A 12,027-nucleotide genomic window follows, 5' to 3' on the forward strand; every position below is an offset into this window, starting at 1 on the left:
AAGACCTTCAGCGCGCGGCCAGGACGCGCATCATGTCCAGGCGGATCAGGCGGGCCAGGTCGGCGGCGGCCCGGTCCTCGCCGTCCTGCTGGGCGGCGATGGCGGCGTAGGGCTGGTCCGCGGCGGCGTAGGTGACGGTCGTGGTCTGAACGCCTTTGATTGTCTCTCCGCCCGCCGCGGGGGTCAGAGCCCAGGCGGCCTTGACCGTCAGCTCATAGCGGCTGGCCGTGTCGTCGATGCGGCGGCCCAGGGGGCGGCGGCTCTGCTCGACCTCGGTCGTCAGGCGATAGAGGGGCGCCTGGGCGCCGTCGCGGCCGAAGGCGTCCTCCAACTGTTCGCGCAGGCGATAGCCCAGGCGGTCGTCCGGGGTGCTCACGGCGATGCGCGACAGGCCGCCGCTGACGCCGGTCTCGCCGTACATGGGCGTGAAGCCGCAGGCGGACAGCAGGCTTGCGCCCGCCAGGACGCCGAACAGGGCCAGCCGACGCATCAGCCGGCCACCAGATTGACGATACGATCGGGCACCACGATCACCTTGCGGACGCTGAGGTTGTTGGCGGCAAGGTAGGCCTGAACCGTCGGATTGGCGAGAGCGGCGGCTTCGACCGTCGCATTGTCCGATCCGCGCGGCAGGACGACTTCGCCACGACGCTTGCCGCCGATCTGAACGGGCAGAGTGACCTGATCATCGGCGGCCAGGGCCGGGTCATAGATGGGCCACGGCGCGTCCAGAACCATTCCGGCCTCGCCCAGCTGGGTCCAGGCTTCCTCGGCCAGGTGGGGGGTGAAGGGCGCCATCAGTCGCGCCAGGGTCGACAGGGCGGTCTTCTTCGCCTCGGAGCCCGCCTTGTCGTGCTGGCGGATGGTCGCCAGGAAGGCGTAGAGCTTGGCCACCGCCGAGTTGAAGCGGAAATGCTCGACGCCCTCGCTGACGGCCTTGATGGCCTTGTGCGTCTCGCGGATCAGGCTGGCGTCAACATCGGCGTTTGCGGGCGCGGCGGCGTCGAAGGCGGCGTACTCGCCCCAGACGCGCTGGACGAAGCGGGCGGCGCCTTCGACCCCGCCGGTCGACCACTGGATGTCGCGTTCAGGCGGGCTGTCGGACAGGATGAACAGACGCCCGGCGTCCACGCCATAGGCGGTGATGATGTCCTGCGGCGCGACCACGTTCTTCTTCGACTTCGACATCTTTTCGATGTCGCCGATCGTCACCGGAGCGCCGGTCGACAGGCGGGTGGCGACGCGCTTTCCGTCCACGGTCTCGATGCGCACGTCGGACGGCTCGACCCAGCGCGGCTTGCCGCTGTCTTCATGGCCGTCGAAATAGGTTTCGTGGATCACCATGCCTTGGGTGAACAGCCCGGCGAACGGCTCCTTCACGTCCATCAGACCGGCGTCCGACAGGGCGCGGGTGATGAAGCGGGCGTAGAGCAGGTGCAGGACCGCGTGCTCGACGCCGCCGATGTATTGGTCCACCGGCAGCCATTTGGCGGCGGCGGCCTTGTTGATCGGCTCGGCCGCCTTGGGATCGGCGAAGCGGGCGAAATACCAGGAGCTGTCGACGAAGGTGTCCAGCGTGTCCGTCTCGCGCCGGGCGGCGGCGCCGCACGATGGGCAGTTGATGTGCTTCCACGTCGGATGGCGGTCCAACGGGTTGCCCGGCACGTCGAAGGTGACGTCCTTGGGCAGTTCAACCGGCAGCTGGTCGGCCGGCACCGGCACGACGCCGCAGGCCTCGCAGTGAATGACCGGGATGGGGCAGCCCCAGTAACGCTGGCGGCTGACGCCCCAGTCGCGCAGGCGATAGATGGTCGCGCCTTCGCCCGTTCCGGCGGCCTCGATGCGGCGGATCGCCTCGGCCTTGGCGGCCTCGATATCCAGACCGTTCAGGAAGTCAGAATGGAAGATGGAGCCGGGGCCGGTATAGGCCTCGTCCGCCACGGCGAAGTCGTCGCCCGCGCCCTCGGGGCGGACGACCGGGATCACCGGCAGGTCGTATTTGCGGGCGAAGTCCAGGTCGCGCTGGTCATGCGCCGGGCAGGCGAAGATGGCGCCCGTGCCGTAGTCGGACAGGATGAAGTTGGCGATCCAGACCGAGACTTCGGCGCCGGTGAAAGGATGGATGACCTTCAGCCCCGTGTCCCAGCCGATCTTCTCGGCCTGTTCGATGTCGGCCTGGCTGGCGCCGCCCTTGCGGCATTCGGCGACGAAGGCGGCGACCTTGGGGTCGGCCTCGGCCAGTTGCTTCGAGATCGGATGATCGGGGGCCAGACCCATGAAGCTGGCGCCGAACAGGGTGTCCGGGCGGGTGGTGTAGATCTCCAGCCCATCGTCGAAACCAGCTGGGGCGGCGCCCGCCCAGGCCCACTTCATCTGCAGACCCTTGGACCGGCCGATCCAGTTTTCCTGCATCAGGCGGACCTTCTCGGGCCAGCGGCCTTCCAGCTCGGCCAGGCCGTCAATCAAATCATCCGCATACTGAGTAATGCGCAGGAACCACTGGTTCAGCTTGCGCTTCTCGACCACGGCGCCCGAGCGCCAGCCGCGCCCGTCGATGACCTGCTCATTGGCCAGGACGGTGTTGTCGACGGGATCCCAATTGACCACGCCGTCCTTGCGATAGACCAGACCGCGCTTGAACAGCTCCAGGAACCATTCCTGCTGCTTGCCATAGTATTCGGGATCGCAGGTGGCGAACTCGCGGCTCCAGTCCAGCGACAGACCCAGCAGCTTCAGCTGGTCGCGCATCGTCGCGATGTTGGACCAGGTCCAGTCGCCGGGATGGACGCCGCGCTCCATGGCCGCGTTCTCGGCCGGCATGCCGAAGGCGTCCCAGCCCATCGGGTGCAGGACGTCGAAGCCTTGCGCCCGCTTGTGGCGCGCCACCACGTCGCCCATCACATAGTTGCGGGCGTGGCCCATGTGGATGTTGCCCGACGGATAGGGGAACATCTCCAGGACATAGTATTTCGGACGGCCGGTGTCGGCGTTGGACACCGAAAAGGCGTCGGCCGCGGCCCATCGGGCCTGCTGGCGGGGTTCGGCGGTCTTAGGCTCGTAACGGGCCACGGCGTATCCTGAGGCGGCGCCTCAGGCGCGAAGCTTGAGGCGGGCCTGAGGACGCGTTGAAGACGAAAGGTGAGGGGCGGCCGGTCTTAGCGACGGGCCGCGTTGGCGAGGTTGAGCTGGCGCGCCTTGGTCAGGATGGCGTTCTCCAGATCGGTTTCGGTCTGGGCCGCGACTGGGGCCGAGACCCAGGCGCCGGCGGCGTCCTTGACTTCCTTGGTCACGGCGACGTTCAGGGCGTCGGCGCGCAGGCGGCGATCCAGGATGAAGACGGTCGCCTTGAAGCGCTCGTTCGGCGCCTGCGGATTGACGTACCAGTCATAGTTGACCACGCCGCCCCACGGATCGGCGCTGGTCAGCGGCATGAAGGACAGGGTGTCCAGGGTGGCGCGCCACAGATAGGCGTTCACGCCGATGCCCAGCTGGGCCTCCATGGTGGGCGCCTTGGCCTTAGAGCCGCCGCCGATGAGGGGCAGGCTGGAGCAGCCCCCGAGCAGCAGGCCCGAGGCGATCAGGGCGACCGCAGCGCCGCGAACAAGAGCCATTCCGTGATCTCCGTGAAAGGGTTTGACGGCGCATGAGGGAGCGTCGCCTGGCGACGCCCACGCACGCTCGCGTCAGCAACGCTCTATAACACGGCGAAAAGGGGCGATGACAAGGCGATCTGGCATCAGACTCGACCGATAGAGGCCTTGGTCCGGCCCTTCTGCGTGACAAGGGCGCCACAGCCCGCGCCGGAGTCGCCTGGAACCTATGCCATAGGGCCACGTTCCGTTGACCGTAGGAATGCAGTCCATATCTTATCCCCAGATCGGACGCGGCTCGTTCAGGCGCGTTCTGAGGTCGTCAACAAGGATCGCCGCAGAAAACGAGCGGTCTATAGGGTGGGTGAAATGCGTTTCGTCGCCGTCATCGCTGCAAGCGTGGGCGCCCTGGCCTTGGCCGGGGTGACGACCGACGCCGCTGCGCAGACGCGCGGTCGCGCCCCTGCCGTCAGCCTGACCGACATCGCCGCCCAGTCGCCCAGCACGCCGACCGCCGCCCAGCGCCGCGGCCTGCGCTGGAACGAGAACGGCCGTTGGGGCCTGAACTTCAACCTGAACCAGCCCGTCGGCCGCGAAGCCGACTGGGGCGACGTCGAGGCCGGGGCCTATTACCGCCTCAGCCCGCGCCTGCGCGTCGGCGCCGCCGCCAACCTGGCCTCTCCGGAAGTCGACCCGGCTCGCGCGCCCGAAAGCGCTGCTGATCGCCGCGCCGCTCCGCGCGTGCGCCTCGAGACCATCTTCAAGTTCTGATCCTGAGCGCCTCTCTCAGCGAGAGACGAACGCTGTCTGGATCGCCTCCACGCCCGCCAATCCGCACGCGCCTGATTCGCTGAGGGCTTGGGCGTTGCGCGCCGTGATCCCGCCCAGGGCGTAGGCCGGACAGGGGGCCAGGGCCGCCAGCTCCGAGAACCGCTCCACCCCCAGCGCGGGCTTGGCCGCTGAAGCGCCGCCGGCGGGAAAGACGGGCGACAGCACCAGGGCGTGCAGGTCGCGCGCGCCGCGCACGGCCGCTTCCGAATGCGCCGCGCCGGTCAGCAGCCAATCCGGTCGCCGTCCCGACAGGGCGTAGGCCGAGGACAGGGCGCGCTCGGGCAGGTGCACGCCGTCAGCCTCCACCCGCTCGGCCAGGGCGGCGTCGAGTCCGACCAGCAGAAGCACGCCCGCCGCCCGCGTCGCCTCGCGAAGACGAAGCCCGGTCTCGACGGCGTCGGCGGCGCCGAAGGCGCGGTATACGACCCCCGCGCCCGCCGGCAGGCGCGCCGCCGTCTCCCAGGGGCGGGGCGTGCGCTCGGGGTCGGTGAAGAACAGCAGGGGCGGTAGGGGGCGCGGGCTGACAGGCGCCGCCGCGAGGGCTACAGACTGCGACAGGGCCTGAGCCGCCGCCCACAGGGTGCGCGCGTCCTCGGCCATGAGTTCGGACAGGGTCATGACCGCCACTACGCCCGCTTTCGCCGTTTCGTCCATCGCCGACCGCTTCGCCGAGGTGCGCCGCCGTATCCATGACGCGGTCCTGGCGGCGGGGCGCGACCCCGCCTCTGTGGTGCTGACGGCGGTGTCCAAGACGCAGGGCGACGCCGCCCTCGACGCCGCTCTGGCGACCGGCCAGCGCGTGTTCGGCGAGAACCGGGTGCAGGAGGCCAAGGCTCACTGGGACGAGCGTCGCGCCGCCCTGCCGGACCTGGAGCTGCACCTGATCGGCCCCTTGCAGACCAATAAGGCGCAAGACGCGGTCGAATTGTTTGACGTCATCGAGACGCTGGATCGCGAACGCCTCGCCGCCGCCCTGGCCGCCGCCGCGCACAAGACAGGCCGACATCCCCGCGTGCTGGTTCAGGTCAACTCCGGCGCCGAACCGCAGAAGGCGGGGGTGCTACCGGAAGACGCCGACGCCCTGATCGCCGCCGCGCGCGACGTTCATGGCCTGACGGTGGAGGGGCTGATGTGCATTCCTCCGGCCGATGAAGACCCGGCGCCGCACTTCGCCGTTCTGGCCGCGATCGCCGCTCGCAACGGCTTGAGCGTCCTGTCGATGGGCATGAGCGGCGACTATCTGACGGCGATTCAGGCGGGCGCGACCCATGTTCGGGTCGGTTCGGCCCTGTTCGGGGAACGAAATATGGTCCCTGCGGCCTCTTAGGACGCAATATCGCGTTTGGCGCCCTTGGCGTTCGGCCCAAGCCTCGCCATTCTAAAGAGACCATGCGCACGCCCAAGACCATTCTGATCATCGATGACGACAACGACCTGCGCGAGGCCTTGGCCGAGCAGTTGGCGCTTCACGAGGAATTCCGCCCGGCCCAGGCCGCGACGGCGACCGACGGCGTGCGCCAGGCCAAGGAGGCGCGGGCTGACCTGATCCTGCTGGACGTCGACCTGCCCGACATGGACGGCCGCGAGGCCTGTCGCCTGATCCGCAAGGCGGGCGTGTCCACTCCGGTCATCATGCTGACGGCGCAGTCGTCGGATTCGGACGCCATCCTCGGCCTCGACTCCGGCGCCAACGACTATGTCACCAAGCCCTTCCGCTTCGCGGTCCTGCTGGCGCGCATCCGCGCCCACCTGCGCAGCCACGAACAGTCCGAGGACGCTGTCTTCCAGGTCGGCCCCTATGAGTTTCGTCCGGCCTCCAAGCTGATGGTCGATGACAAGGGCAAGAAGGTCCGGCTGACAGAAAAAGAAACCAACATCCTCAAGTACCTCTATCGCGCCGGGGCCAAGCCGGTGTCGCGCGAAGAGCTGCTGACCGAGGTCTGGGGCTATAACGCCGGGGTCACCACCCACACCCTGGAAACCCACATCTATCGCCTGCGTCAGAAGATCGAGGTCGAGCCGGGCCAGGCCCGCCTGCTGCTGACCGACGCCGGCGGCTACCGCCTCCAGCCCTGACCCTCAGATGAGCGAGCGTCGCCCGACCCCGCCGCTGGTGGCGCTTCGGGCGTTCGATGCAGCCGCCCGCCTCGGCAGTTTCCGCGAGGCGGCCGAGGAGCTGGGCGTCACCCCCGGCGCCGTCAGCCGCCATGTGAAGGCGCTGGAGATGCGCCTGGGTCTGCGCCTGTTCGATCGCTTCAACCGTTCGGTGCGCCTGACCGCCGACGGCAAGCGTCTGGCCCAGGGCGTGGCCGACGCCTTCGAGCGGCTGGAAAGCGCGCTGGAGGCCGTGCGGCCCGGCCGCTCGCGCCAGCTGCGCATCACCGCTCTGCCGTCTCTGGCCAGCAAATGGCTGTCGCCGCGCCTGCATCGGTTCAGCGAGGAAAACCCGGATCTCGATCTGATCGTCTTCGCCGAGGACCGCATCGCCGACCTGTCGAACGGCGAGGCCGACGTGGCCCTGCGCTATGGCGAAGGCCCCTATCCGGGCCAGGTGGCGCGGCGGCTGGTCAATGAGCGGCTGATCCCGGTCTGCGCCCCGTCCTTCGCCGCCGCGCGGCGGTTGAGCCAGCCGTCCGACCTGCTGGACGTGGTGCTGATCCACGAGACCTGGCACGACATGCCCTACGCCGACCGCATGGGCTGGAAGGCCTGGTTCGAAAGCGCCGGCGTCGATGATCCTCGGGTTCAGAACCTGCGCGGCCCCCATTTCAGCCACAGCCACCTGGCGCTGGAGGCGGCCCTGTCGGGGCGCGGCGTGGCCCTGACATCGGCGCCTTTGGCGGCAGACGACCTGCGCGAGGGGCGGCTGATCCAGCCGGTCGATCACGCCCTGACCAACGACCTGGCCTATTGGGCGGTGGTCCTGCCGGAACGGGCGGATGAACCCAAGCTGCGGCGCTTCCTCAACTGGATCGTGGCTGAATCGCGGCTGGATGAGGACACAGATAAGGTTCGAGTGACCTGAGATCACTTGAGACGGCCTAACCGTGGTTTGTCCCCCACAGCAGCGCCGCCTATCTTGAGACCGTTCGGAACTCCCCCGCCGAAAGGAACCAAGTCATGAAACTCGTGCATCCCCGCGCTTCGAGCTTCTCGTTCGAAGGCATCGTCGTCTTCACCGGCAGCGTCACCCTGATCCTGCTGGGCGTGCTGGCCGGCGCCAAGCTGCTGGGCGCAGCCTGAGCTTAAGTCAACGCGGGCGCCATTCGCTGAGAAGGGCGCCCGTGGCCCCATCCTCGAAGGCCAGCCGGTCGAGCCGCAGGGCGGCGATGCAGACCGGACGGCTTTCGGCGTCCTTCTGGACGCAATGGACGGCCTTGCCGTCCGCGAAGGCGGTCAGCCGTCCTTCCAGCCGCAGCGCATAGCCGCGCGGCGCCGGCGTCGGAGCGACGCCCTTTTCTCCTCGAATGACATGGACATAGGCCTGGCCCTGACGACGGCCCAGGCGCGATCCGCCCGCTTCGAACACGGCGGCCAGCCCAGCGCTGCGCTCGGGTTGGACGAGCGGCGGAGTCACGACGTCCTCAACGGCTTTAGCCTCAACGGTCTTGTCCTCGGCGGCTGTCTTGTCTGACGCCTGAGCCGTTGGAGGGGCAGGGGCGGCCGGGGCCGTTGACGCCGGACAGGCGTCCAGGCCGCTCCATGGTCTTGCGATCCAGAAGCCTTCGACCGCCTCCCACTTGTCGACCGCCCCCTCGCGGGTCGCGGGGACCAGGGCCGACGCGACCAGATCTTCCGGCGTGACCGTCAGGGTCAGGCTTCCGTCCGCATTGCGGACGAGGCGGGGCAGGCCGCCGGCCTCGCCGGCGACGGTCGCTGCGCCGCCGCAGCCGAAAGGCAGGCGCACCGACACCGTGCGGCCGGTCAGGGCCGCGTCGCGGGTCTGGCCGTCGGCCAGGGCCGTCCCCGCTTCGGTCAGCGCGGCCAGCAGGGCGGCGCGGTTCAGCGTGGAATCCAGCACGACCGTCGGCGGCGGGGCCGGTTCCGCGGGCGCGGCCGGTTCCGGCGGTCGTTGGCACCAGGTCAGAAGCGGCAGGGCCGCCGCCAGGGCGAGCGGCGCGGCGAGACGGGTCGTTGTGATCGACATGGAACCAGCCTAACACGGGAAACGCTGATTGGCGCCCCGACCCGTGATCGTGGTCGCGGCGATGGCTGATAAAGGGGTTCTTGCGCGGGTGACGCTGGACCAGATCATCGCGCTTATCGTTCTGATCGCCGTGGTCGGCGTGATGATCCACGGTCGGATGCGCTCGGACGTGGTTGCGCTCAGCGGCGCGGCGGCCCTGCTGCTGTTCGGCGTGGTGCGCCCGGTCGAGGTGCAGAGCGCCTTCGCCAGCCCGGCGGTCATCGCCCTGGCCGGCCTGTTCGTCATCGCCTACGCCATTGAGCTGTCGGGTCTGCTGGGCCTGATGATCCGCAAGGCGACGGCGCTGTGCCAGCGGTTCGGCGCGACGGGCATCTGGGTGGTGATCGGCCTGTGCGGCTCGGTCGGCGGCTTTCTGAACAATACGCCGGTGGTGGTCCTGGCCGCGCCGGTCGTGCGCGACATGGCCAAGTCGCTGAAGCTGTCGCCCAAACGGTTTCTGATGCCGCTCAGCCATGTGACGGTCCTGGGGGGCCTGCTGACCCTGATCGGCACTTCGACCAATCTGCTGGTCAACGACATGGCGCGCAACGCGGGCCAGCCGGTCTTCAGCCTGTTCGAGATCACGCCGGTGGGCCTGGTCATCGCCCTGGTCGGCGGACTGTGGCTCTATTTCTTCGGCGCGCGCCAACTGGGACGCACGGCGACCGCCGAGGAGGAGGCCGAGGCCGAACGCGAACGGCGCGAGGCGGAAGTCCAGGCCGAAAAGGCGTCGCGCCAAGGCCGATGGCGCCTGCCCTTCTCACTGTCGTCCCTGACCCGCCTGGGCGAAAGCCGCAGCCAGCGCGACGGCACCGGGGACGCGCATCTGGGCGACGTCGACCTCTACGCCTCGGCCGACCGGCCCTTGCAGTGGAAGCGGGCGTTGATCGCCCTGGCGGTGTTCGTGATGGTGGTGGCGGCGGCGGGCCTGGGGATCGCGCCCATCGCGGCCGCGGCCTTCGCTGGGGCGGTGGCCCTGATCCTGCTGGGCGTGCTGACGCCGGAAGAGGCCTATTCGGGTCTCAAGCCGGACATCCTGCTGTTGATCGCCGGCATGGTGGTGGTCGGCACCGCCATCGAAGTGACGGGGCTGGCGGCGCAAGGCGCGGGTCTGCTGATCGAGGTGATCCGTCCGTTCGGGCCTCTGGGCGCGCTGATCGTGCTCTACGGCGTGACCCTGTTCGCGACCGAGCTTCTGTCCAACGCCACGGTGGCGGTGCTGGTGACGCCGATCGCTGTCGCCCTGGCCGAGAGTCTGGGGGTTGATCCACGCCCCTTCCTGGTCGCGGTGATGATGGCCGCCTCGGCCGCCTTCGCCACCCCCTTCGGCTATCAGACCAACGTCCTCGTCTATCAGATGGGCGGTTACAGCTACATGGACTTCGTCCGCGTCGGCACGCCGCTGAACCTGATCACCTGGGCGGCGGCCATGGTCGCCATCCCGATCTTCTTCCCCTTCTGAGGCGGGCTCAGACGTCCAGGTCCATCACGACCGGCGCATGGTCGCTGGGCCGTTCCCACTCACGCACCGTGTCCAGGATGCGGGCGCTGCCCTTGACCACGGCGGGCGTCAGGCCGGGCGAGGTCCACAGATGGTCCAGCCGCAGGCCCCGGTTCGACTTGCGGAAATCCTTGGCGCGATAGCTCCACCAGCTGGCCAGCTTGACCGGATCGGGGATCTGGTCGCGCAGCACGTCGGTGAAGCTGCCGGCGTCCTGAAGTCGGTACAGGGTCTCGACCTCGCCGGGGGTGTGGCTGACCACCTTGGACATGAAGCGGTGGTTCCAGACGTCGTTCTCGCCCGGCGCGATGTTGAAGTCGCCGGCCAGGACCAGGGGCCGCTGGCGGTCGCGGGTCTTCATCTCGGCGGTCAGCCGTTCATAGAAGTCCATCTTGTGGTCGAACTTGGGGTTCAGCGCCCGGTCCGGCAGGTCGCCGCCCGCCGGGATGTAGAAGTTCTGCACCTCGACGCCCTCGACCACGGCCGAGACGCAGCGGGCGTGGCCTTCGCGGCAGACGTCCAGCTTGGGGCTGTCGACGATGGGCAGGCGGCTGGCGATGGCCACCCCGTGCCAGCCCTTCTGGCCGCCGATCCGCAGGTAGGGCAGGCCCATGTCGATGAAGGCCTGACGCGGGAACTGGTCCTCGGTGCATTTGATCTCCTGCAGGCACAGGACGTCCGGGGCGTGTTCGGCGACGAAACGGGCGACCTGATCAATGCGCAGGCGGACCGAGTTGATGTTCCAGGTGACGATGCGAAGGCTCATGCGACGGGCCTTAGCAGCTTGACGGGGCGGGGTCTAAGCCGGTCGTCTCGCGCATTAAAAAAGCGCCCGGAGCCAGGTCCGGGCGCATGAAGTTCGTCTCTCTCGCCGCCAGGCGGGGATGAATCCGTGGCGGGCGGGACGGCCGCCGCCGTCCTGTGCCCAAAGTGTCACGCCTGGCGAAAAAGGTCAAACTGTCACAAATTCGCCCTGCTTCTTTTCTGGCGACGGATCAGTTGCGGCGGTTGCGACGGGTCGGGTCGCGCAGCTGGAACAGGCTGGCGGCCAGACCCGGCGCCGGTTGCAGCGTGGTCAGCTGCACGCGGGTGCGCGACCCTTGTGCGTCGGTGATCGTCCATTCCTGCAGGCGCACGGGCGAACCGGCGAAGGCCAGGATGACCGAGCCTTCATTGGGACGGCGCGCGTCGCGGGCCGTGATGGCGAAGGCGCCGGAGTCCATGCGCGTGATCCGGTCGATCTTCACGCCCTGATCCAGCCGGACCTCGCGCGCCAGGAAGGTGGACAGCGGCGTCTGGCCCAGCGGCGCCTGGCGGAAGACGTTCAGGCGCGGATCCCAACGGCTGACGTTGTTGCCGTCGGCGACGACCAGCAGGCCTTCCGGCTCGGTGTATTCGAACCGCATCTTGCCGGGGCGTTGCAGATAATAGCGGCCGGCGCGGCGCTGATTGTTCGGCCCGGTCTCGACGAAGGTCCCCTGGGCCGTGGTCATGGCGGTCAGATAGGTCTGGGCCTGACGCAGCACGGCCTGATCGTCGGCCGACAGCCCGGCTTGCGCCAGGACGGCGGCGGGGGCGGCGGCGAGCGCGACCAGGGCGGCGGAGCCGAGGCCGAAGGCGCGGCGGGAAATGCTCATGTCTTTTCTTCTCCCGTTCTGAACGGTTTTCGACCCGATGAGGGTGAGGGCTTCATCCGGCAGGCTGATGACGCCAGCCTGACCATATTCCGGCGCTCCGATGAAGCGGTGTTCATTGTTTAGTGTCCTAGCGCTCGCCGCGCGGCGGCTCGCTGCTTGAGGACGTGAGGCGTTTAAGCGTCGACTGAACCGCGGGGTTCCCAAGCGTGCGCTCGTGATCGGCGCTGAAGCAGCGAGCCGCCGCGCGGCGAGCGATAGCGCCCGGCGGCAAAGCCGCCGCCT

The 12,027-nt window shown here is 68.8% G+C and carries 13 protein-coding genes; 6 read left to right on the forward strand and 7 right to left on the reverse strand.

Going from position 1 to position 12,027, the window contains the following annotated elements:
• Positions 1–7: 7 nt before the first annotated feature.
• The 3 genes from lptE to FM111_RS06615 form a co-directional block, all read right to left on the reverse strand.
• Complete coding sequence (gene lptE, locus FM111_RS06605; RefSeq protein ID WP_087140166.1) at positions 8–490, reverse strand: LPS assembly lipoprotein LptE; 483 nt, start codon at positions 488–490, stop codon at positions 8–10.
• On the reverse strand, positions 490–3,069 hold the full coding sequence (leuS, locus tag FM111_RS06610) for a leucine--tRNA ligase (RefSeq protein ID WP_087140168.1): 2,580 nt from the start codon (positions 3,067–3,069) through the stop codon (positions 490–492). Before leuS ends, lptE begins: the two co-directional genes overlap by 1 nt.
• An 86-nt stretch (positions 3,070–3,155) precedes the next feature.
• Entirely contained in the window at positions 3,156–3,611 is a 456-nt protein-coding gene (locus FM111_RS06615) for a DUF3576 domain-containing protein (RefSeq protein WP_087140170.1), read from the reverse strand.
• 348 nt (positions 3,612–3,959) lie between these two features.
• Here FM111_RS06615 and FM111_RS06620 point away from each other — a divergent pair, with 348 nt between their 5' ends.
• On the forward strand, positions 3,960–4,361 hold the full coding sequence (locus FM111_RS06620; RefSeq protein ID WP_087140172.1) for an NtrZ family periplasmic regulatory protein: 402 nt from the start codon (positions 3,960–3,962) through the stop codon (positions 4,359–4,361).
• Between the two features lie 15 nt (positions 4,362–4,376).
• On the opposite strand, the gene FM111_RS06625 is transcribed toward FM111_RS06620, so the two are convergent.
• Entirely contained in the window at positions 4,377–5,039 is a 663-nt protein-coding gene (locus tag FM111_RS06625) for a thiamine phosphate synthase (protein WP_256968120.1), read from the reverse strand.
• Here FM111_RS06625 and FM111_RS06630 point away from each other — a divergent pair.
• The 4 genes from FM111_RS06630 to FM111_RS16525 all read left to right on the forward strand — a co-directional run bounded on the left by FM111_RS06630 (position 5,038) and on the right by FM111_RS16525 (position 7,664).
• The gene (locus FM111_RS06630; protein ID WP_087140176.1) at positions 5,038–5,748 is read left to right on the forward strand and encodes a YggS family pyridoxal phosphate-dependent enzyme; all 711 of its coding nucleotides are present in this window, start codon (positions 5,038–5,040) and stop codon (positions 5,746–5,748) included. The two genes, FM111_RS06625 and FM111_RS06630, sit on opposite strands and share 2 nt — an antisense overlap.
• A gap of 62 nt (positions 5,749–5,810) precedes the next feature.
• Positions 5,811–6,497, forward strand: coding sequence for a response regulator transcription factor (locus tag FM111_RS06635; protein WP_003166566.1), 687 nt, complete (start codon positions 5,811–5,813; stop codon positions 6,495–6,497).
• A gap of 7 nt (positions 6,498–6,504) precedes the next feature.
• Positions 6,505–7,446 carry a transcriptional regulator GcvA gene (gene gcvA, locus FM111_RS06640; protein WP_087140178.1) on the forward strand — a complete coding sequence of 314 codons (942 nt, stop codon included), beginning with the start codon at positions 6,505–6,507 and terminating at the stop codon, positions 7,444–7,446.
• A 95-nt stretch (positions 7,447–7,541) separates the two neighbouring features.
• Positions 7,542–7,664, forward strand: a complete 123-nt coding sequence (locus FM111_RS16525) for a hypothetical protein (RefSeq protein WP_256375772.1) — start codon at positions 7,542–7,544, stop codon at positions 7,662–7,664.
• Positions 7,665–7,671: 7 nt separating this feature from the next.
• On the opposite strand, the gene FM111_RS06645 is transcribed toward FM111_RS16525, so the two are convergent.
• A complete protein-coding gene (locus tag FM111_RS06645; RefSeq protein WP_087140180.1) occupies positions 7,672–8,568 on the reverse strand; it encodes a hypothetical protein in 897 nt (298 codons plus the stop codon).
• Between the two features lie 28 nt (positions 8,569–8,596).
• On the opposite strand from FM111_RS06645, the gene FM111_RS06650 reads away from it, so the two are divergent.
• Entirely contained in the window at positions 8,597–10,069 is a 1,473-nt protein-coding gene (locus tag FM111_RS06650; protein WP_373407960.1) for an SLC13 family permease, read from the forward strand.
• 7 nt (positions 10,070–10,076) lie between these two features.
• Here FM111_RS06650 and xth read toward each other — a convergent pair whose 3' ends face one another.
• Positions 10,077–10,874, reverse strand: coding sequence for an exodeoxyribonuclease III (gene xth / locus FM111_RS06655; protein ID WP_087140182.1), 798 nt, complete (start codon positions 10,872–10,874; stop codon positions 10,077–10,079).
• A 229-nt stretch (positions 10,875–11,103) separates the two neighbouring features.
• Entirely contained in the window at positions 11,104–11,745 is a 642-nt protein-coding gene (locus FM111_RS06660; RefSeq protein WP_087140184.1) for a LolA family protein, read from the reverse strand.
• Positions 11,746–12,027 lie beyond the last annotated feature (282 nt).

It is taken from the genome of Brevundimonas diminuta 3F5N (assembly GCF_900163625.1).
Classification (GTDB): domain Bacteria; phylum Pseudomonadota; class Alphaproteobacteria; order Caulobacterales; family Caulobacteraceae; genus Brevundimonas; species Brevundimonas diminuta_A.

Coding starts and splice junctions, on each gene's coding strand:
- lptE (WP_087140166.1), bottom strand. CDS start 490: ATGCGTCGGCTGGCCCTGTTCGGCGTCCTGGCGGGCGCAAGCCTGCTG.
- FM111_RS06615 (WP_087140170.1), bottom strand. CDS start 3,611: ATGGCTCTTGTTCGCGGCGCTGCGGTCGCCCTGATCGCCTCGGGCCTG.
- FM111_RS06620 (WP_087140172.1), top strand. CDS start 3,960: ATGCGTTTCGTCGCCGTCATCGCTGCAAGCGTGGGCGCCCTGGCCTTG.
- FM111_RS06630 (WP_087140176.1), top strand. CDS start 5,038: ATGACCGCCACTACGCCCGCTTTCGCCGTTTCGTCCATCGCCGACCGC.
- FM111_RS06625 (WP_256968120.1), bottom strand. CDS start 5,039: ATGACCCTGTCCGAACTCATGGCCGAGGACGCGCGCACCCTGTGGGCG.
- FM111_RS06635 (WP_003166566.1), top strand. CDS start 5,811: ATGCGCACGCCCAAGACCATTCTGATCATCGATGACGACAACGACCTG.
- gcvA (WP_087140178.1), top strand. CDS start 6,505: ATGAGCGAGCGTCGCCCGACCCCGCCGCTGGTGGCGCTTCGGGCGTTC.
- FM111_RS16525 (WP_256375772.1), top strand. CDS start 7,542: ATGAAACTCGTGCATCCCCGCGCTTCGAGCTTCTCGTTCGAAGGCATC.
- FM111_RS06645 (WP_087140180.1), bottom strand. CDS start 8,568: ATGTCGATCACAACGACCCGTCTCGCCGCGCCGCTCGCCCTGGCGGCG.
- xth (WP_087140182.1), bottom strand. CDS start 10,874: ATGAGCCTTCGCATCGTCACCTGGAACATCAACTCGGTCCGCCTGCGC.
- FM111_RS06660 (WP_087140184.1), bottom strand. CDS start 11,745: ATGAGCATTTCCCGCCGCGCCTTCGGCCTCGGCTCCGCCGCCCTGGTC.